This is a genomic window from Bradyrhizobium sp. CCBAU 45321 (assembly GCF_028128975.1).
Classification (GTDB): Bacteria; Pseudomonadota; Alphaproteobacteria; order Rhizobiales; family Xanthobacteraceae; genus Bradyrhizobium; species Bradyrhizobium yuanmingense.
In genome coordinates, this window is the sequence record NZ_LFKZ01000016.1 from 77,117 (window position 1) to 97,248 (window position 20,132).

The following is a 20,132-nucleotide window of genomic DNA, read 5'->3' on the forward strand; positions in this document are numbered from 1 at the left end:
AGGTCGGCTTCCTCTCCGCTAGGGGGCGGGATGCACCTCTGTCGAGCTATCCGACTCGACTGTGGTCGCTTGAGCGTTCTGGATATCGACCATCAATTGGTTTGCCATCCCCTGCAGACGGTCACGATCTCGGTCGGTGAACTCGCGCGGTTGAGTATCGATGACACAAAGGCAGCCTACAATATGACCGGATGAAGTCCGTAGCGGGACTCCCGCATAGAAGCGAATGCCTCGCTCCAGCACATGCGGATCGTCGGCGAAGCGCGGGTCTTCGATCACATCCTCGGAAACCAGCATATCGCCTGCAGCGATCACATGCGCGTCGAGGGAGCCCTGGTGATTGCCCTGCGGACCTGCTTGAACCTCTTGGGCGCGGCTGTCAGCGGGCGTCGGCTGAATACTATCGACCAAGGTCACCAGCGCGATCGGGGCGTTGAACGCCTGCGCGACTTTTCTGGACGCCTCCTCCAGCTCCTGGCGTTTCGAGGCGTCCAATCCGAGGCCGCGCAACGCTGCGAGCTGCGCACGTTCGGCGTCGGCCGTGAGCTGAGGCGCCTCGCCCAGAGTCGCCGCGCGACCGACCCATGCTTCGACCTGCTCGACACAGGCTTGCAGAGAGGCGAATGCCGCGTCTGCCGCCATTTGAGTCTTGAGGTCCCCCGTCTGTTCCGTGCCCGCGATCAAATTCCAGCAACAGGCAGCCAGCTTCACCTGGGGAGCCCGACGGCGCAGGCGGCGAAAGACATAGCGGGCATAGACCTGCGGCTGCGGGTGAAAATAGGACAGGCACACCACGTCGACCCCCTGGAGATCAAGTTGCTCCAATGCTCCCCGACTGACCACGATCGGCGGCAAGACCTTGGCGCCGATGCTGCGCTCCTCGAGCACCTGCGCGAGCATCTCCGCCGCTGCATGATCGAGCTCCGTGCGTCCCGCGAGACAGAGGACGCATGGTCGCTGCGCCGAGTGATTGCCCTCTTTCACTGCAGGCGCCTTCTCGCAGATATGGTCGTCAACCTCCCGCACAACCGAGATAGCGGTATCCGCGACCAGACGACGATAGTTGGTATCAATGCTGCTGCGCTGACGATCGTTCTCCGCCAGGCGCAGCGCTGGAATTCCGACGTTATCGTACAGCTCACACGAGGAACACTCGTCGACATAATTCTCGGCGAACTCAACCGCCTCCTCCAGGTTGCCGGCCAATAGGCGCTGGTAGAGTTGCTCCTCCGGCGCGAGCACAGGGTCGCTGCCGAGAAGTATGCCCAAGAACTCTAACTGCGGGACGTAGCGCCCGATGACGACGAGGCAGACGGTCAAAGGTGTCGCCAGAAACAGCCCGACGGGTCCCCACAGCATCGTCCAGAAGATCGCGGCGATGATGATTGCGAGGGACGACAGCCCGGTGCTGGAGCCGTAAAGCCAAGGCTCTATGACATTGTTGCTGACGAGTTCAGCGGTAACGAACAAACCGACGACCCAGAACAGCATCGTCCAGCCCGGATCGACGGCGATCGCCAGGGCAACGGGAAATATCGCAGCCAGGAAAGGGCCGAGGTAGGGAATGAATCGGAGTACCGCTGCGAGCAAGCCCCAGAGAATCGCGTTCGGTACGCCAATAAAGTAGAGTGCAAGACCGATCGGCACGCCGTAAGTCAGATTGACAACGAGCTGCATCAGCAGATAGCGGCTGACCCGGGACGCAGCATCGTTGATGGCCTGAGTACTCTTCTGAAGGTCACCGGCTCCTGCCAGTTTGATGAATCGATCGCGCAGGTCTTCGCGCTCGAGCAGCACGAAGATCACGAAAATGACGACCAGCCCGGAAGTCGCAAGCGGCGCCAGCAATGGACCTATGACCGATCGAATGAGCTCCAGCGGTCTCGGCTGTGGCGGCTCGACCCGCACGGTGACAGGCTCCCGACTCTCACTACCGGTGCCAAGCCGGGAGGATGCAGCCGCCGACTTTTTCTCATCTCCCGAGATCTCTCTGCCGAGATCCTGCATCGTCGTGGTGACGGCGTCGACGACCCCACCGCCCGGCGCCGAGCTTTGCAACGATCGGATCTTCTCGGTGATGGTGGTCTGATAATTGGGAAGGTTGCTGGCGAGCTGGACCAGTTGGCGCCCAACGACCACGGCGATCCCTGCGACGACGATGAAGGCAAAGAAAACGGCAATCAGCACTGCCGCAATGCGGGGCACTTTCCAACGTCTCAGCCAATTGACCAAGGGCGTGAGAACGAAGCTCAGCAGGATCGCAAGGGCAAAAGGAACGAAGATTTCCCGGCCGAGATAGATGGCTCCGATGGCGAGGACGATGCCGCCGGCCGTGAGCATGGGCGAGGATGCGGCTGGCACCGCCGGTGTTCGTTGCGTCGACGCCGGAGGCAACTCGGCCATAGCACGAGCCTTTCCGTAACGGTTTCGACAGGTCAACCCCGATTTCGCTGGATTGATCCCACCGAGCCAAGCGCTTGATTTCTGGATACATGCCCCGCGCACCAAGGCGGGCGACCTATCGTCCTCCAGATCAGGTGCAGGGTGGGGATGGCCTGGGGCGGCCGCTTCCCCTAAACTCCGGTCGAATCCACGCCTGCTCCTCCCCGCCGGAACCCCCATGGTCCAGACCCGATTTCCGATCGCGGCCGTCGCGCTTGTCGCATGCACGGCCACGGCATCCGCCCAAATGCTTCCGCCGCCGGCCAAGCCCGCAGCGCCGAAAGCGACAGCCCCCTCGCCGCGCGCCGCCTCGTGCCACAATGGCGCGAGCTTCGATCGCTTCCTGACTGAGGTGAAGCAACAGGCGGTGGCGGCCGGCGTGTCGCAGCGCACGATCGCGGAGGCATCGCCCTATCTTGTCTACGACCAGGGCATCGTGAACCGCGACCGCGGCCAGCGCGTGTTCGGCCAGCTCTTCACCGAATTCGCCGGCCGCATGGCCGCGGCCTATCGCATGCAGAACGGGCAGCAGCACATCAAGCAATACGCCGCGGCGTTTGCGCGCGCGGAAAAGGAATACGGCGTGCCGCCCGCGGTGATCGCCGCGTTCTGGGGCCTCGAGAGCGATTTCGGCGCCAACATGGGCAATTTGCCGACGCTGAAATCGCTGGTGTCGCTGGCCTATGATTGCCGCCGTTCGGAGATGTTCGTGAACGAGACCATCGCGGCGCTAAAGATCATCGACCGCGGCGATCTGCATCCCGAGGAGATGATCGGCTCCTGGGCCGGCGAACTCGGCCAGACCCAATTCCTGCCCGTGCACTACGTCAACTACGCGGTCGACTTTGACGGCGACGGACGGCGCGACCTGTTGCGCTCGCCGGCCGACGTGATCGGCTCGACCGCGAACTACATCGCAAACGGACTGAAATGGCGGCGGGGCGAGCCGTGGCTGGAGGAGATCAAGGTGCCGCCGAACCTGCCGTGGGAAAAGACCGACCTCACCGTACGCGAGCCGCGCTCGACATGGGCGCAACTCGGCGTCACCTATCCCGACGGCCGGCCCTTGCCGAACGACAATCTCGCAGCCTCCGTGCTGCTGCCGATGGGACGCTTCGGGCCGGCCTTCATGGCCTATCCGAATTTCGCCGCCTACACCGAGTGGAACAACTCGCTGATCTACGCGACCACCGCGGGCTATCTCGCCTCGCGCATCGCCGGAGCCGCGCCGATGCGCAAGCCGGCTGCGCCGGTCGCGCAATTGCCGTTGAACGAGCTCAAGGAGTTGCAGCAGCTGCTGGTGCGCGCCGGCTTCAACGTCGGCAAGGTCGACGGTGTGCTGGGGCAGCAGAGCCGCGCCGCGGTGAAGGCGACGCAGATCAAGTACGGCCTGCCGGCGGATTCCTGGCCGACCGCCGAGCTGCTTGCGCGCATGCGCGGCGGCACGGCGCAGGTCCTGCCCCAGACGACGGTGCGGTAGAATTTTCGCATCGCACAAGCGGCTTTCCGCGATTGCAATTTTCCATGAGGCTCCCATGTGAGTGGCTCAGGTTTTCTCCTGGGATTTCCCCACCATTTAAAGCGAGCATCACATGTCCTTCTACGACGCCGTCGTCCCCGCCTATTTGCAGATGCTGAACAGCGTGACCGGCCTGCTCACCAAAGCTGAGGCGCATTGCGCGGCCAGGAAGATCGATCCCAGCGTCCTGCTCGGCTCGCGCCTGTTCCCGGACATGCTGCCGCTGTCGCGGCAGATCCAGCTGGTCAGCGACTATCCGACCAGAGGCTGCGCGCGGCTGACGCATAGCGAGGTCCCCTCGACGCCCGACACCGAAACGAGCTTAGCGGAGTTGAAGCAGCGGCTGGCGAAAACGATCGAGTATGTCAAATCCTTCAAGCCCGAGCAGTTCGAGGGCGCCGACGCCAAGGACGTCACCTTTCCGATCGGCCCCGGCAAGACCATCACCATGACGGGACAGCAATTCCTGAGCTCGTTCTCGCTGCCGAACCTCTATTTCCACGCCGCGATCGCCCACGGCATCTTGCGTCACAACGGCGTCGAGATCGGCAAGCGCGATTTCCTCGGCGCGAACTGATTTGTGAAATCGCACGGCCGCGACAGTGGGATTTCGCTGTCGCAGCCGACATTGCACATGAATTATGCTATGCGCGCCCTGCCGCGTAGCTCGCCTGCACTTTCCGTATGGCTCATCACTTGCGCCCGATATCGCGATGCACAATTGTTCGAGACCTCTCACCGCCCGGAAGCAGTCTCATGAGCCGTTCGACCAAATTGTTTGAGACCTACAAGCTCGGCCCGATCACGCTGGCCAACCGCCTCGTCATGGCGCCGCTGACGCGCAACCGTGCCGTACCCGGTACCTTCGTGCCGGGACCGCTCGCCGCCGATTATTACGCGCAGCGCGCGTCCGCAGGCCTGCTGATCACCGAGGCGAGCCAGGTCTCGCAACAAGGTCAGGGCTACCAGGACACGCCCGGCATCTATAGCAAGGATCAGGTCGCCGGCTGGCGCAAGGTCACCGACAAGGTGCATGAACGTGGCGGCAAGATCTTCGTCCAGCTCTGGCATGTCGGCCGCATCTCGCATGTCGATCTGCAGGCGAATGGCGCAGCCCCGGTGGCACCGAGCGCGATCCGAGCCAAGGGTAAGACCTTCGTCAACGGCGGCTTCGCCGACGTCTCCGAGCCGCGCGCACTCGAGCTCTCCGAGATTCCCGGGGTCATCGACGACTTCAGGCGCGCCACGACGAACGCCCTGGAAGCCGGCTTCGACGGCGTCGAGATCCACGGCGCCAACGGCTATCTGCTCGAGCAGTTCGCCAAGGACGGCGCCAACAAGCGCCTAGATGCCTATGGCGGCTCGATCGAGAACCGCGCGAAGCTGATGCTGGAGGTCTCCAAGGCCGTCGTCGCCGAGGCCGGCGCCGAGCGCACCGGCATCCGCATCTCGCCGGTGACGCCGGCCAACGACATCTCGGATTCCAATCCGCAGGCGCTGTACGATCACATCGTCGACGGCCTCAGCGCGTTGAAGCTGGTCTATCTCCACGTGGTCGAGGGCGCCACCGGCGGGCCGCGCGACATCGCGCCGTTCGACTATGCATCGTTGCGCAAGCGCTTCTCGGGCGCCTACGTCGCCAACAACGGCTACGATTTCGACCTCGCCAGCAAGGTGCTGGAGGCGAACGCCGCCGACCTCATCGCCTTCGGCAAGCCGTTCATCTCCAATCCCGACCTGGTCGAGCGGCTGAAGCAGGGAGCGGAGCTGAACGATTGGGACAAGAACACCTTCTACGGCGGCGGCGCCAAGGGCTACACGGATTACCCGACGCTCGCGGCCGAGCCGGCGGAGTAGGTTCTTCTCCACACATGACGCTGTCATGCCCCGCGAAGGCGGGGCATCCAGTACGCCGCGGCTTCTCGGTTCAACCACGACCGTCTCTGGAATACTGGATTGCCCGCCTTCGCGGGCAATGACACCGAGGGTGTGAAAAACCCTCGCACCACAACGACAAAACAAAAAGGCCGGGATCGCTCCCGGCCTTTCGTGTTTGATGTCGCTCTACGCGCCGCTTACTTCGCTTCCGCGCGCTTGGGCGGAGTGGCGGGCCACGACTTGATCAGGGTGTCGTAGTCCACCGTCTCGCCTTTCGGCTTCTCGTTGGCGAGCTTGCGCTGCGGCGCGATGGTGCCGTCCTTCTGAGCCTTGGCGAACCAGTACTCGGCCGACTCCTTCTTGTGCAGCTTCGGACCGCAGGCGCCCTGCACGCCGGACTTCTCCAGACGCTCCAACACGGAGTCCTGGGCCGCCGCGAGAGCATCCATCGCCTGCTGCGGCGTCTTCGCACCGGACGACGCATCGCCGATGTTCTGCCACCACAGCTGCGCGAGCTTCGGATAGTCGGGCACGTTGTTGCCGGTCGGGGTCCACTGCACGCGCGCGGGCGAGCGGTAGAACTCGATCAGGCCGCCGAGCTTCGGCGCACGCTCGGTGAACGACTTGTCCCAGATGTCGGATTCACGGATGAAGGTGAGACCGACATGGCTCTTCTTCAGGCTCACCGACTTGGAGACGATGAACTGGAGATAGAGCCAGGCTGCCTTGCGGCGATCCGGCGGAGTCGACTTCAGCAACGTGGCGGAGCCAGCGTCCTGGTAGCCGAGCTTCATGCCTTCCTTCCAGTAGGAGCCGTGCGGCGACGGAGCCATACGCCACTTCGGCGTACCATCCGCATTCACCACCGGCAGACCCGGCTTCACCATGTCGGCAGTGAAGGCGGTGTACCAGAACATCTGCTGGGCGATGTTACCCTGCGACGGCACGGGGCCGGACTCGGAGAAGGTCATGCCCTGCGCCTGCGGCGGGGCGTACTTCTTCATCCAGTCGAGATACTTCGTGATCGAGTAGACTGCGGCCGGGCCATTGGTGTCGCCGCCACGCTCCACCGAAGAACCGACCGGGCGGCAGCCCTCCATGCGGATGCCCCATTCGTCGACCGGCAGACCGTTCGGAATGCCCTTGTCACCGTTGCCTGCCATCGACAGCCAGGCGTCGGTGAAGCGCCATCCGAGCGAGGGGTCCTTCTTGCCATAGTCCATATGGCCGTAGACCTTGACGCCGTTGATCTCCTTGATGTCGTTGGTGAAGAACTCGGCGATGTCCTCATAGGCCGACCAGTTCACGGGCACGCCGAGCTCGTAGCCATACTTGGCCTTGAACTTGGCCTTGTAGTCGGCATTGGTGAACCAGTCGTAGCGGAACCAGTAGAGGTTCGCGAACTGCTGGTCGGGCAGCTGATAGAGCTTGCCGTCCGGCCCGGTGCCGAACGACTTGCCGATGAAGTCGTTGACGTCGAGCATGGGGTTGGTGACGTCCTTGCCCTCGCCGGTCATGTAGTCGGAGAGCGCAATGGTCTGGTTGTAGCGGAAATGCGTGCCGATCAAATCGGAATCGTTGATCCAGCCGTCATAGACGTTCTTGCCCGACTGCATCTGGGTCTGCAGCTTCTCGACAACGTCACCTTCCTGGATGAGATCGTGCTTGAGCTTGATGCCGGTCAGTTCGGAGAATGCCTTGGCGAGCGTCTGCGCCTCGTATTCATGAGTCGTGATCGTCTCGGAGACGACGTTGATCTCCATGCCCTTGAACGGCTCGGCGGCCTTGGCGAACCACTCCAGCTCCTTCTTCTGGTCTTCCTTCGACAGCGTCGAAGGCGTGAATTCCGCGATCCACTTCTGGATCACGGCCTCGTCGGCGGCGCGAACCGGCGCCGAGACGGCGAACGACACCGCGATGATCGCAGCGGCGCTGGACATGGTCAGAAAACTATTCTTGGTCAATGGACCTTTCCTTCTCCTAAACTGTCGCATGTTGTTCCTCCGTTGCAGCGACAAACTTTTATACAGGCCCGGGTTGCTCCCGGATCTGGCCGTCCCTTCGCAAGCTTCAGACCGTGCGGAAAATGAGCGCGGCCGTGACCAGCGAAATTCCTGATGCGAGCCAGAGGCTCGAGATTTCAAACCCCTCCTCGCCGATAGGCAGCGTAGCGATCGCGTCGGTGCCGACGAGGCCGATCCAGGCGAGGTGGATGACGGCGGCCGCGATCAGCGAGATGAACAGGCGGTCGCCGCGCGTGGTCGGGATGCGCAGCACGCCAACGCGCTCGGCCTCGGGATAGACCGCGGCGAGCCAGGTCATCAGCGCCAGCGTGCAGGCGAGCGCGGCGAAGAAGATCGCGGTCGGCAGCGTCCAGGCCATCCATGCGATTGACTCCATGGTTGCCTCCTTACACGCGGCCGAGCGCGAAGCCGCGCGCGATGTAGTTGCGGACGAACCAGATCACCAGCGCGCCCGGAATGATGGTGAGCACGCCGGCGGCGGCGAGCAGGCCCCAGTCCATGCCGGCGGCCGAGACCGTGCGCGTCATGATCGCGGCAATGGGCTTTGCGTGCACCGAGGTCAGCGTGCGCGCCAGCAGCAGCTCGACCCAGGAGAACATGAAGCAGAAGAAGGCGGCGACGCCGATGCCGCTCGCGATCAGCGGCACCAGGATCTTGATGAAGAAGCGCGGGAAGGAATAGCCGTCGAGGAACGCGGTCTCGTCGATCTCGCGCGGCACGCCGGAGACGAAGCCTTCGAGGATCCACACCGCCAGCGGCACGTTGAAGATGCAATGCGCGAGCGCGACGGCCCAGGGGGTGTCGAACAGGCCGATCGCCGAATAGAGATTGAAGAACGGCAGCGCATAGACCGCCGCCGGCGCCATGCGGTTCGACAACAGCCAGAAGAACAGATGCTTGTCGCCGAGGAAACGGTAGCGCGAGAAGGCGTAAGCCGCCGGCAGCGCCACGGCGATCGAGATGATGGTGTTGAGGACGACGTATTCGAGCGAATTGATGTAGCCCGAATACCAGCTCTCGTCGGTGAAGATACGCTTGTAGTGCTGCAGCGTCGGAGTGTGCGGCCACAGCGTCATCGTCGAGACGATCTCGCTGTTGGTCTTGAAGCTCATGTTGACGAGCCAGTAGATCGGCAGCAGCAGGAAGATCAGGAACAGCCCCATGATGAGGCGGCGGCCGGGGATCGAATGCATCAGGCCACTCCTTCCCTTGGCTCGAGTGCGGGCACGGGCTTGAGCGCGGGCGAAGGCTTGGGCTCCACCGCCGGCTCGCTCGAAGCCTGGACTTTGCGTTCGACACCGGCATTGGTCATGACGGTGTAGAAGATCCAGCAGACAATCAGGATGATGAGATTGTAGACCAGCGACAGGGCGGCGGCCTTGCCGAGGTCAAATTGGCCGAGCGCGATCTTGACCAGCTCGATCGACACGAAGGTGGTGGAATTGCCGGGTCCGCCGCCGGTGACGACGAACGGCTCGGTGTAGATCATGAAGCTGTCCATGAAGCGCAGCAGCACCGCGATCAACAGCACGCGGTTCATCTTCGGCAGCTGGATCGCCTTGAACACGGCCCAGCGCGAGGCGCCGTCGATCTGCGCGGCCTGGTAATAGGCTTCGGGAATCGACTTCAGGCCGGCATAGCACAGCAGCGCGACGAGGCTGGTCCAGTGCCAGACGTCCATCACGATGACCGTGAACCAGGCATCGACGTCGTTGGAGACGTAGTTGTAGTCGAAGCCCATGGCGTTGAGGACGTAGCCGAGCAGCCCGATGTCGGGACGCCCGAAGATCTGCCAGATGGTGCCGACCACGTTCCAGGGGATCAGCAGCGGCAGCGCAAGAATGACGAGGCAGGCTGCGACCGTCCAGCCCTCGCGCGGCATCGACAACGCGACGACGATGCCGAGCGGCACCTCGATGGCCAGGATAACGAGCGAGAAGAACAGGTTGCGGCCGAGCGAGGCGAGGAAGCGGCCGCCGAGGTCGGTGGAGGGATCGAGCAGCTCCTTGAACCAGCCGACGCCGTTCCAGAAGAACTGGTTGTTGCCGAAGGTGTCCTGCATCGAATAGTTCACCACCGTCATCAGCGGCAGCACCGCCGAGAAGGCGACGACCAGGAACACCGGCAGCACCAGGAACCAGGCTTTTTGGTTGACGGTCTTGTCCATCAGGCGGCTCCCTCCACCAGAAGGCTGTCGGCATAGACGTGGACGTGGGACGGATCGAATTTCAGCCCGGCGGTGCCGTCCGCGCTGGTGAAGCCGCCAGGCGCGCGCGCCGCGAGCTTGGCGTCGCCGACGCGCACGCGAGCGAAGCGGATGCGGCCGAGATCGTCGATGCGCTCGATCCTGGCAGTGAGCAGGCTAGGTGCGGGCGCGACCACCTCGACGAATTCGGGACGGACGCCGATCTCGATCTTCGCCCCTGCAGGCAGGTTGTCGTAGCTGCGATTCAGCGCGATGACGTGGCCGTCGATCCTGGCCTCACGCCCCCTCACCTCGGCTGGCAGGATGTTCATGCCGGGCGAACCGATGAAATAGCCGACGAAAGTATGCGCCGGCTTGTCGAACAGCTCGGCCGGCGTGCCGCTCTGCACCACGCGGCCGTCGTGCATGACGACCACGGTGTCGGCGAAGGTCAGCGCCTCGGTCTGGTCATGGGTGACGTAGATCATCGTGAGGTCGAGCTCGCGATGCAGCGCCTTCAGCTTGGAGCGGAGCTGCCATTTCAGCTCGGGGTCGATCACGGTCAGCGGCTCGTCGAACAGCACGGCGGCAACGTCGTTGCGCACGAGGCCGCGGCCGAGCGAGATCTTCTGCTTGGCGTCGGCGGTCAGGCGCGTGGCCTTGCGGTTCAGAAAGGGCTCGAGATCGAGCAGGCGACCGATCTCGGCGACGCGCCTGTCAATGTCGGCCTTCGGCACGCCGCGGTTCTTCAGCGGAAACGCCAGGTTCTGCCCCACCGTCATGGTGTCGTAGATCACCGGAAACTGGAACACCTGCGCGATGTTGCGCTTCTGGGTTGACAGCGGCGTGATGTCCTTGCCGTCGAACAGGATCTTCCCTCGCGACGGCGTGATGATGCCGGAGATGACGTTCAGCAGCGTGGTCTTGCCGCAGCCGCTAGGCCCAAGCAGCGCATAGGCGCCGCCCTGCCGCCAGGTCATGGTGACAGGCTTGAGCGCAAAGCTCTCCTGCGGCGCATCGTTGCCGCCGTAGGAATGGGCGAGATCGACGAGGTCAATGCGGGCCATGGCGCATCTCCCTCCTAAGAGCCCGGTGCCGCGACCAGACGGTCGGCGGCATCGAAGACGAAGACATCATTGGGATCGAGCACGGCATCGAGCATCTGGCCCGGCTCGAACTCGTGCACGCCGTGCAGCACCGCCACCCAATTCGATCCGTCGCGGGTCAGATGCACGAAGCTCTCCGAACCCGTGATCTCGGTCACCGTGACAGTGGCGTGGAAGGCGTGACGGTCGGCCTCGCCATTGGCAAGCCCGAGTTGATGGGCACGAAAGCCGACGCGATAGAAGCCGTCGGGCAGACCGGCATAAAGCCCGGACGCGGGCGCTGCGCTCCCGCCCGCATATTGGACCATGCCGTTCCCCTTCTCGAGGCCCACGAGATTCAGCGGCGGATCCGAAAACACCTGCGCAACGCGCAAGGTCTGCGGCCGGCGATAGACATTGGTGGTCTCACCCATCTGCAGCGCCTGGCCCTCCCACATGCACACCGTGTTGCCGCCGAGCAGCAGCGCCTCGGTCGGCTCGGTTGTGGCATAGACGAAGATCGCGCCGGAGGCCTCGAAGATGCGCGGCAGCTCCGCCCGCAGCTCCTCGCGCAGCTTGTAGTCGAGATTCGCGAGCGGCTCGTCGAGCAGCACGAGGTCGGCGCCCTTGACCAGCGCGCGTGCGATCGCGGTGCGCTGCTGCTGGCCACCGGAGAGCTGGAGCGGTGTGCGCTTCAGGAACGGCTCGAGCCGCAGCAGCTTTGCGGCCTCGGCGACGCGCGCCTCGATCTCGTCGCGCGGCTTGCCCTGCACGCGCAGGGGCGAAGCGATGTTCTCGTAGACCGTGAGCGAGGGGTAGTTGATGAACTGCTGGTACACCATCGCGACCGAGCGCTGGCGCACGTCGGCGCCGGTGACGTCCTTGCCGTTGACGAACACCTTGCCCGTGGTCGGCTTGTCGAGGCCGGCGAGCAACCGCATGATCGAGGTCTTGCCTGACAGCGTCGGCCCGAGCAGCACGTTGAGCGTACCGCTTTCGAGCGTCAGCGAGACGTCACGGATGTGCGGCACGCCTTCCACGGTCCGGGTCACGTGATCGAGTGTCACGGTCATGAGCGTCCTCCCGCTTCCAGCAGGGGACTTTGCGCCACGGCATGGCTCCTGATCCAGTCGTCGAGGGTCGCGATCTCGTCGGCAGATAGTCGCAGGCCGAGCTTGGAACGGCGCCAGACCACGTCCTCGGCGGTGACGGCCCATTCATTGGCCATGAGATAGCGGACCTCGCGTTCGGTCAGCGTGGCGCCAAAGGCCTGGCCGAGATCCGCGGCCGATTTTGCATCGCCGAGCAGCTTGATCGCACGGGTGCCATAGGCGCGCGCCAGGCGCCGCGCATGCTCATGGCTGAGGAAGGGATAGCCGCGTTGCAGCTCGGCGATCAGGCCGTCGATGTCGGATACGTTCATGTCACCGCCCGGCAGCGGCCATTTGCCGGTCCAGCCCTCGCGCGCTTTCGCACTACGCAAGTAAGGCGCAAGGCGCTCCAGGGCCTCTTCGGCGAGCCTGCGATAGGTCGTGATCTTGCCGCCATAGATCGACAGCAGCGGCACGCCGCCGGGCGTGTCGAGCTCGAACACGTAGTCGCGCGTCGCGGCCTTGGCCTCGCTGGCGCCGTCGTCATAGAGCGGACGCACGCCGGAATAGGTCCAGACCACGTCGGCGGGCGCGACGGGCTTGGCCAGATATTCGCTGGCCGCCTTGCAGAGATACTCGATCTCTTCAGTCGTCGCCTTCACCTTGGCAGGATCGCCGTCATAGTCGCGGTCGGTGGTGCCGATCAGCGTGAAGTCATCCTGGTACGGGATCACGAAGATGATGCGGCCATCGGCATTCTGGAACATGTAGGCGCGGTCGTGGTCGTAGAGCTTCTTCACGACGATGTGCGAGCCCTGCACCAGGCGCACCTTGGCTTTCGCATTCACGCCGGCGCCGCGGCCGAGCACGTCCTCGACCCAGGGCCCGCCGGCATTGATCAGCGCCTTGGCCTGGATCTGCGAGCGCGCGCCGGTCAGCGTATCGACCATGCTGACGGTCCAGACGCCGTCCGACTGGCGGATCTCGGTGGCGCGGGTGCGGGTGCGGATCTCGGCGCCCTTGTCGGCTGCATCGCGCGCATTGAGCACGACGAGGCGGGCGTCGTCGACGAAGCAGTCCGAATATTCGAAGGCGCGGCTGTAGCGGTTCGGGATCAGCGGCTCGCCGACCTCATCGCGCTTGAGATCGACCGAGCGGGTCGCCGGCAACAGGTGGCGGCCGCCGATGTGATCATAGAGGAAGAGGCCAAGGCGCAGCAGCCAGGCCGGGCGCAGGCCGGCGTGATGCGGCAGAACGAAACGAAGGGGCCGGATGATGTGGGGCGCGATGCCCCAGAGGATCTCGCGCTCGATCAGCGCCTCGCGGACCAGCCGAAATTCGTAATATTCGAGATAGCGCAGGCCGCCATGCACGAGCTTGGTTGACCAGGACGATGTCCCGCTCGCCAGATCGTTCATTTCGCACAGGAAAACGGTATTGCCGCGGCCCACCGCGTCACGCGCGATGCCGCAGCCGTTAACACCGCCTCCGATGATGGCGAGATCGAAAATACGCTCCAATAGACGCATCCCCCGGCGACCGCCCGTTCCATCGAGCGGCTACTTTCGTTTTTGATTAGATCACACCGAAAAACGAAAGCAAGATGAAAGAGAGGCGAAAGGAAGCGAAAGAGGAACTTTTTGGTGGGCAAGGAGGCGGCGAGATCGGCAGGTGGACGGACAGACTTGCGGCAAGCCGCACAATCGAACGGCAGCCAGCATCGGCGAACCAGCTTGCATGTAGCAACATTTCTACATAAATTCCCCCAATCGACATGCCACGGCTTGGAGGCTCAGAAGATGGTCACCACCCTCAGCAGCCGAGAATTCAATCAAGACACCAGCGGCGCCAAGAAAGCGGCATCGCGAGGACCCGTTTTCATTACGGATCGCGGCCGTCCAGCCCATGTCCTGCTGACCATCGAGGATTACTTGCGCCTGACCGGCGGGCACATGAGCCTTGCGGAAGCTCTGGCTCTGGCGCAGGCGGATGCGGACTTCGACTTCGATCCGCCTCGCATTGAGGGCGGCATCTCTAAGCCCGCCGATCTCGACTGATGTTTCTGCTGGATACCAATGTCGTTTCCGAGCTGAGGCGACCGGACAAGGCTGATCGGCACGTCGTTGCCTGGGCAGGCGCAATTCCAGCAGCAAACTTCTTCATCTCAGTCATCTCGATTCTCGAGATCGAACTTGGCGCACGCCTGATCGAACGCAAGGACGCAGCGCAAGGTGCCATCTTGCGCAGCTGGATCAACAGCCAGATTCTGGCACGCTTCGAGGGGCGGATCCTGGCCATCGATATTGCTGTCGCGCAACGTTCCGCACAACTTCACGTTCCCAACCCGCGCGCTGAACGCGACGCGCTCATTGCTGCAACGGCGCTAGTTCATGGTTTGACGGTTGTTACGCGCAATGTAGAGGATTTCAAACCGACGGGCGTTCCGCTGCTCAACCCCTGGGACGACGCTTAGCCGCTATCTCAGCCGCACCACTGGTGCGGCTTCCGGTGCGGCATCCTGCACCTCGGCCGACGCATCGTCGACCTCCGCGCCCTTCGGCATCGCCTCGACCACCTCGATGCCCTTGCTGTGACAGATGGTGGCGAGGCGCTCGGGCAGCTCCTGGTCGGTGACGAAGGTCTGGATCTGGGTGATGTGCGCGATGCGCACCGGCGCGCTGCGGCGCAGCTTGGTGGAATCGGCGACCAGCATGACGCTGCGGGCATTGGCGATGATGGCCTGCGCCACCTGCACCTCGCGATAGTCGAAGTCGAGCAGCGCCCCCTCCTCGTCGATCGCCGAGGCGCCGATGATGGCATAGTCGACCTTGAACTGGCCGATCAGCTGCGTCGCGGTCGAGCCGACCACGGCGCCATCGGCGCGCCGCACCGTGCCGCCGGCGACCACCACCTCGATGCGCGGATGGCGGTAGAGCAGCATGGCGACGTTGAGGTTGTTGGTGATGACGAGCAGATCCTCATGCGAGGTCAGCGCGCTCGCCACCTCCTCCGTCGTGGTGCCGATGTTGATGAAGAGTGAGCAGCCGTTCGGGATCAGCGAGGCGGCGGCAGCGCCAATCGCCTTCTTCTCGTCGGCGGCGACGAAACGGCGCGCCTCATAGGCAAGGTTTTCCACGCCCGAGGCGATGATGGCGCCGCCATGGATGCGGGTCAGCGATCTCCGCTCACAGAGATCGTTGAGATCCTTGCGGATGGTCTGCGCGGACACCTCGAAGCGGCGCGCCAGCTCCTCGACCATGACACGGCCGGAGGCGCGCGCGATGTTGAGGATTTCGGCTTGGCGATGGGTCAATCCGGTCACGGCAAAGGCCTCACATCAGAACAACGCATGGTGCGGCGGTTTGCGCCCTCGGTCAATGCGGTGCCGATCACGGTTAACCGACCGAGGTCTTACCATGCCATGGCACTCGCGAGACGCGCGAGCAGCGTCGGGTCGTCGAACGCGCTCGCGGACGTGACTGCGCCTGCTCCAACCAGGTCAGAATGGCTGAGGCTGGTGCGGATGCCGACAGTCGGGATGCCAGCAGCCGTTGCGGACTGCACGCCGGTGCGGGAGTCCTCGAATGCGATCGAGGCTTGCGGGCTCGCGCCGACGAAACGCAGCCCTTCCTGATAGGGGAGCGGATGCGGCTTGCTGTGCGGCAGCTCGGCGCCGATCACCAGCGCCTTGAAACGATGCGTGATGCCGAGGCCGGAGAGCAGCAGCTCGGCGTTGAGACGCGGCGCGTTGGTCACCGCGACCATGGGAATGCCGGCGCCATCGGCGCGGTCGAGCAGCGCCATCAGGCCCGGCAGCGGTGCGATCTGCCCGGCCACCAGCGTGCGGAAGACCTCCTCCTTCTCGTCGAGGATGAGGGCGCGCCGCTCCGGCGCCTCGTGGGACAGAAAGCGATCGCCGATGGCGACATTGGCGAAGCCCTGCAGCTCGCGGGAGAAACGTGCGTGATCGAAGACGTGTCCGTGCGGGCCGAGCACCTGGTTGAAAGCCTTCAAGTGCAACGGATCGGTGTCGGCGAGCGTGCCGTCGATGTCGAACAACAGCGCCCGGCCCATTCCATCGTGTTTGGTCTCGATCATTTCCGTACTTTCCCAAATGCGCGGCGCATCGATGCGGAAGGCGTATCAATACGGCCTCGATCGCGCAATGACGCATCCACATGAGGCAGGTGACACTCGACAAAGTCGCGTGCGACTGCAACACTGATTGCAAGATCAAAAAGGAGGAAACCATGACGATCAACCGACGCGATCTGGCTCTCTCGACGCTCGCCGTGTCCGCGCTTGCGTTCGCGACGCCCGCGCTCGCCGCTTCGGCAGACGAGGAAGCGGTGGCGAAGAGGGTCGAGGCCTTCCGCCTCGCCCAGATCGCGGCCGATCCCAAGGCGCTCGGCGCGCTCTGCGCGGAGGAACTGAGCTACAGCCATTCGAGCGGCAAGGTCGAGGACAAGGCGACGTTCATCGCCAACGCGACCGACGGCAAGTCGAAATTTCTGTCCATCGAATACAAGGATCCCACCATCAAGGTCGTCGGCCCCGCAGCGATCGTGCGTTTCCACTGGCTGGGCGAGCAGGAGATGGCGGCCGATGGGAAAAAAGTATCGACCAACCTTCACATCCTGATGAACTGGCAGAAGCAAGGCGACGAGTGGAAGCTGTTGTCGCGGGCGGCGACGAAGTTGTGATGATTGCGCTTACCCTCTCCCCCTGTGGGAGAGGGTGGCTCGCCGCGCAGCGGCGAGACGGGTGAGTGGTATCTCTCCGCGAACGATACTCTCAAACGCCTGAGCATGAGGAGAGATACCCCTCATCCGGCGCCATAGCCGAAGCTTTGCTTCGGCGTTCTCTTAAGGCACGGCCGCCGGAGGCGGCCTACGCCACCTTCTCCCACAAGGGGAGAAGGAAGAAGGCAGCAACATCAAGGGCGGCAAAAAATTCCGACCACGCCTCGCGGGCCGGAATGACAGTTACGCCGCCTCCTTCACGTCGCCATTCACCAGCCTGCGCGCGGCGCGCTCGGCTTCGCGGGCGTTGCGGAATAACTGGCCTTCGAGACGGTTGAAGCGGTGCGATGAGGCGAAGAAGCAGTAGCCTCCAGAAGAACGAACGACGATACCTGCGGTCTGCGAATCGACTTCGATGATGTAGCTGTCCGGCATAGTCCGTGGCTTCCTCAGTGCGGGCAAATAACGGTGCTCGTGCCCAAAGGTTCCCTAGGGCATTGAGGCCGTTTCCACCCCGAATCGACACGCAATTGAGTACGCCGGGACCTCATCCGTTTTATGACTGGTTCTTGGCGAAGCCGCGACGAGGTGACTAGCTCGTGCCGTGTTTTGCGGCGCTGCAAGACCTCGCAGGTGGGGCAGAGCGTCGCGCGCGGATTACGTCGCGATCGGCGGATCGTTTCGCTGGATAGCCTGTGGACGGCCGTGGTCGTCGATCGAGACGTAGGTGAAATGACCGTCGGTGACGAGGAACGGATGCAACTCCTTGCGCCGCAATGCCCAGGCCTCGAGATGCACGGTCAGCGAGGTGCGCCCGACGCGCACGAGATTGGCATAGAGACGAGATCGCCGACATAGACCGCTTTGCGAAAATTCATCGCCTCAATCGCGACCGTCACGGTGCGCGACCGCGCGACCTTCGAGGCGAACACGCCGCCGCCGACGTCCATCTGGCTGAGCAGCCAGCCGCCGAAGATGTCACCATTGGCGTTGGTGTCGGCCGGCATCGCCAGCGTGCGGATGCAGAGATCCCCGCTCGGTCCGGTCTCTTGTTCGCTCATATGACTCTCACTTGAAATTGTCCCAGCCCGGATCGGGCGCGAAACGCGCGCCGAATCGTTCCGCCAGCGCGCGCAGGGTGGATACGATGTTTTCCACGCCGCGCGTGCGCGCATAGTTCAGCGGACCGCCCCGGAACGGGGCATACCCCGTGCCGAAGATCATGGCGCCATCGACCGCTTCGGCGTCGTCGACGATACCCTCGCGAAGCGCCGCAACGCAGACATTGGACATCGGCAGCACCAGGCGGTCGATCATCTGGTCGGTGACGCGCGGTCCGGTCTCCGGCAACGGTGCTTTCTCCGCCTTGCCGTCCTTCCAGGTGTAAAAGCCCTTGCCGGTCTTGCGGCCGAGTTCGCCCTTGGCGACCTTCTCCCGCAGCCAGGCCGGCGTCGGCGGCAGGAGATCGCCGAACTTGGTGCGCAGCATGTCGCCGACGTCGAGGCAGATGTCGAGCCCGACCTGATCGGCCAACTCGATCGGACCCATCGGCATGCCGAACTGCTCGGCCGCTTCATCGATCAGGCGCTGGTCGATCTTCTCGTCCAGCATCACCATCGCTTCCAGCATGTAGGGCGTCAGCGCGCGGTTGACGAGGAAGCCGGGCGAGCTCTTTACAGGCAAAGGCAGACGGTCGATCGCTCCGACGAAGGCGAGCGCCTCTTTCAGCACGTGTGCATCGTTGCCGTCATGGCTGACGACCTCGACCAATTGCAGCCGCGACACCGGGTTGAAGAAATGCAGGCCGACCAGCCGCTCCGGCCGCGCCAGCGTAGTGCGCAGGTCCTGCAGCGGAATGCTGGACGTGTTCGTCGCAAGGATCGCGCCCGGTTTCATGCGCGGCTCTATGCCGGCATAGACCTTCTGTTTCAGCTCCAGCCTTTCCGGCACCGCCTCGATGATGAGGTCGGCGTTGCGGACGCCCTCGCCGTCCATGTCAGGAATCAGGCGATCGAGCGCGTCGCGCACGTCGGTGGGCTTGCGGATGATCTTACGATAGAGGTCGGCCGCGCGCTTGACCGCGCCTGCAATCGGCTCCGGCTTCATGTCGGCGAGCGAGACGCGAAGGCCCTGCCCCGCACACCAGGCCGCGATGTCGCCGCCCATCGCGCCGGCGCCGATGACGTGGACATGCTTCACCATGCTGCCGGCGCCTGCCGCCTTCTTCATCTGCTCGCGCAGGAAGAAGACCCGGATCAGATTCTGCGCGGTCGGCGTCACCATCAGCTTGGCGAACGAGGCCTGCTCGGCCTTCAGCATCGCGGCCTTGCTGCCGCCATGCTCTTCCCAGAGATCGATCAGCGCGTAAGGCGCTGGATAATGCTCGCGCGATGCGGCCTTCGCGGCCTCCGCGCGCATGCGCTTGGCCAGCAGGCTGCGCACCGGCCCGAGATTGGCGGCGCGCGTCAGCAGACCGGGCTTGGCCCGCTTCAGGCGGCCGAACAGCGCATCCTTCACCGCGCCCTGGACATGCCGCTCCTGCGTCACGGTGTCGACGAGGCCGATCGCCTTGGCGCGGCGGGCGTCAATGGTGCGGCCGGTCAGCATCAGGGCCATCGACTGGGTCGGGTTGACCAGCGCCGTGAACCGCGCCGTGCCACCAAGGCCGGGATGCAGGCCGAGCATCACCTCCGGGAAGCCGAAGCGTGCGCCCTCGATGGCGATGCGCGCCTGGCAGGCCAGCGCCACCTCGAGCCCGCCGCCGAGGCAGAAGCCGTGAATGACAGCGACCGTCGGCAGCTTCAGTGCTTCCAGATGGTCGACCACGGCGTGCGCGGCGCGGATGCGCGTCTCCACCATGCCGGCATCGCTCGCCCCGCGGAATTCATTGACGTCGGCGCCGGCAATGAAGCCCGACGGCTTTGCCGAGCGGATGACGAGACCGGCGGGACGCTCGGTCTCGATCGCCGCGAGCACAGCGTCGAACTCCTCCATCACGTCGGAGGACAGGGTGTTGGCGCTGGCATCAGCGCGGTCGAACAGCAGCCAGGCGACGCCGTCTTCATCTCGCGTCAGCTTGAAGTGCTTGTAGGGACCATCCGGCGCAGGGCGCGGCCCGAGCTCCAGCACGCGGTCGGCGAGCACGGTCATGATCTTGGAATCCATG

18 protein-coding genes and 1 pseudogene are annotated in these 20,132 nt (G+C 64.0%); 6 read left to right on the forward strand and 13 right to left on the reverse strand.

Annotation, left to right across the window (positions count from 1 at the left end; genetic code table 11):
• Window positions 1–18: 18 nt before the first annotated feature.
• Window positions 19–2,403, reverse strand: a complete 2,385-nt coding sequence (locus tag ACM43_RS04560) for an AI-2E family transporter (RefSeq protein WP_271538383.1) — start codon at window positions 2,401–2,403, stop codon at window positions 19–21.
• Between the two features lie 217 nt (window positions 2,404–2,620).
• On the opposite strand from ACM43_RS04560, the gene ACM43_RS04565 reads away from it, so the two are divergent.
• From ACM43_RS04565 to ACM43_RS04575, 3 genes are all read left to right on the forward strand, one after another.
• The gene (locus tag ACM43_RS04565; RefSeq protein ID WP_271538385.1) at window positions 2,621–3,922 is read left to right on the forward strand and encodes a lytic murein transglycosylase; all 1,302 of its coding nucleotides are present in this window, start codon (window positions 2,621–2,623) and stop codon (window positions 3,920–3,922) included.
• Between the two features lie 112 nt (window positions 3,923–4,034).
• Window positions 4,035–4,538 carry a DUF1993 domain-containing protein gene (locus ACM43_RS04570; RefSeq protein WP_271538387.1) on the forward strand — a complete coding sequence of 168 codons (504 nt, stop codon included), beginning with the start codon at window positions 4,035–4,037 and terminating at the stop codon, window positions 4,536–4,538.
• 179 nt (window positions 4,539–4,717) lie between these two features.
• Window positions 4,718–5,818 carry an alkene reductase gene (locus ACM43_RS04575; protein WP_271538389.1) on the forward strand — a complete coding sequence of 367 codons (1,101 nt, stop codon included), beginning with the start codon at window positions 4,718–4,720 and terminating at the stop codon, window positions 5,816–5,818.
• Between the two features lie 218 nt (window positions 5,819–6,036).
• On the opposite strand, the gene ACM43_RS04580 is transcribed toward ACM43_RS04575, so the two are convergent.
• The 7 genes from ACM43_RS04580 to glpD all read right to left on the reverse strand — a co-directional run bounded on the left by ACM43_RS04580 (window position 6,037) and on the right by glpD (window position 13,753).
• Window positions 6,037–7,779: an ABC transporter substrate-binding protein gene (locus ACM43_RS04580; RefSeq protein WP_271538835.1), complete on the reverse strand. Its 1,743-nt coding sequence runs from the start codon at window positions 7,777–7,779 to the stop codon at window positions 6,037–6,039.
• A gap of 130 nt (window positions 7,780–7,909) precedes the next feature.
• Entirely contained in the window at window positions 7,910–8,239 is a 330-nt protein-coding gene (locus ACM43_RS04585; protein ID WP_157286412.1) for a DUF2160 domain-containing protein, read from the reverse strand.
• Between the two features lie 10 nt (window positions 8,240–8,249).
• A complete protein-coding gene (locus ACM43_RS04590) occupies window positions 8,250–9,056 on the reverse strand; it encodes a carbohydrate ABC transporter permease (RefSeq protein ID WP_036013847.1) in 807 nt (268 codons plus the stop codon).
• Window positions 9,056–10,030 carry a carbohydrate ABC transporter permease gene (locus ACM43_RS04595; RefSeq protein ID WP_157286414.1) on the reverse strand — a complete coding sequence of 325 codons (975 nt, stop codon included), beginning with the start codon at window positions 10,028–10,030 and terminating at the stop codon, window positions 9,056–9,058. The genes ACM43_RS04590 and ACM43_RS04595 overlap by 1 nt, the downstream gene beginning before the upstream one ends.
• Window positions 10,030–11,115, reverse strand: a complete 1,086-nt coding sequence (locus ACM43_RS04600; RefSeq protein WP_271538392.1) for an ABC transporter ATP-binding protein — start codon at window positions 11,113–11,115, stop codon at window positions 10,030–10,032. The genes ACM43_RS04595 and ACM43_RS04600 overlap by 1 nt, the downstream gene beginning before the upstream one ends.
• A gap of 14 nt (window positions 11,116–11,129) precedes the next feature.
• Window positions 11,130–12,206, reverse strand: a complete 1,077-nt coding sequence (locus ACM43_RS04605; RefSeq protein WP_057026248.1) for an ABC transporter ATP-binding protein — start codon at window positions 12,204–12,206, stop codon at window positions 11,130–11,132.
• On the reverse strand, window positions 12,203–13,753 hold the full coding sequence (gene glpD / locus ACM43_RS04610; protein WP_271538394.1) for a glycerol-3-phosphate dehydrogenase: 1,551 nt from the start codon (window positions 13,751–13,753) through the stop codon (window positions 12,203–12,205). The genes ACM43_RS04605 and glpD overlap by 4 nt, the downstream gene beginning before the upstream one ends.
• A 270-nt stretch (window positions 13,754–14,023) precedes the next feature.
• Here glpD and ACM43_RS04615 point away from each other — a divergent pair, with 270 nt between their 5' ends.
• The gene (locus ACM43_RS04615; protein WP_271538396.1) at window positions 14,024–14,281 is read left to right on the forward strand and encodes a type II toxin-antitoxin system prevent-host-death family antitoxin; all 258 of its coding nucleotides are present in this window, start codon (window positions 14,024–14,026) and stop codon (window positions 14,279–14,281) included.
• Window positions 14,281–14,697, forward strand: a complete 417-nt coding sequence (locus tag ACM43_RS04620) for a type II toxin-antitoxin system VapC family toxin (RefSeq protein WP_271538398.1) — start codon at window positions 14,281–14,283, stop codon at window positions 14,695–14,697. Before ACM43_RS04615 ends, ACM43_RS04620 begins: the two co-directional genes overlap by 1 nt.
• Before the next feature lie 3 nt (window positions 14,698–14,700).
• Here ACM43_RS04620 and ACM43_RS04625 read toward each other — a convergent pair whose 3' ends face one another.
• Together ACM43_RS04625 and ACM43_RS04630 are read right to left on the reverse strand one after the other, a co-directional pair.
• Window positions 14,701–15,546 carry a DeoR/GlpR family DNA-binding transcription regulator gene (locus ACM43_RS04625; protein WP_036013860.1) on the reverse strand — a complete coding sequence of 282 codons (846 nt, stop codon included), beginning with the start codon at window positions 15,544–15,546 and terminating at the stop codon, window positions 14,701–14,703.
• 89 nt (window positions 15,547–15,635) lie between these two features.
• Window positions 15,636–16,322, reverse strand: coding sequence for an HAD family hydrolase (locus ACM43_RS04630; RefSeq protein WP_271538401.1), 687 nt, complete (start codon window positions 16,320–16,322; stop codon window positions 15,636–15,638).
• A gap of 152 nt (window positions 16,323–16,474) precedes the next feature.
• Between ACM43_RS04630 and ACM43_RS04635 the strand changes: the two genes are divergently transcribed.
• The gene (locus ACM43_RS04635) at window positions 16,475–16,927 is read left to right on the forward strand and encodes a nuclear transport factor 2 family protein (RefSeq protein ID WP_157286420.1); all 453 of its coding nucleotides are present in this window, start codon (window positions 16,475–16,477) and stop codon (window positions 16,925–16,927) included.
• A gap of 282 nt (window positions 16,928–17,209) precedes the next feature.
• On the opposite strand, the gene ACM43_RS04640 is transcribed toward ACM43_RS04635, so the two are convergent.
• The 3 genes and pseudogenes from ACM43_RS04640 to ACM43_RS04650 all read right to left on the reverse strand — a co-directional run bounded on the left by ACM43_RS04640 (window position 17,210) and on the right by ACM43_RS04650 (window position 20,131).
• Window positions 17,210–17,401: a hypothetical protein gene (locus tag ACM43_RS04640; protein WP_036013862.1), complete on the reverse strand. Its 192-nt coding sequence runs from the start codon at window positions 17,399–17,401 to the stop codon at window positions 17,210–17,212.
• A gap of 222 nt (window positions 17,402–17,623) precedes the next feature.
• A pseudogene (locus ACM43_RS04645) lies at window positions 17,624–18,027 on the reverse strand (acyl-CoA thioesterase).
• Window positions 18,028–18,034: 7 nt separating this feature from the next.
• Window positions 18,035–20,131, reverse strand: coding sequence for a 3-hydroxyacyl-CoA dehydrogenase NAD-binding domain-containing protein (locus ACM43_RS04650; RefSeq protein WP_271538837.1), 2,097 nt, complete (start codon window positions 20,129–20,131; stop codon window positions 18,035–18,037).
• Window position 20,132: the final 1 nt, after the last annotated feature.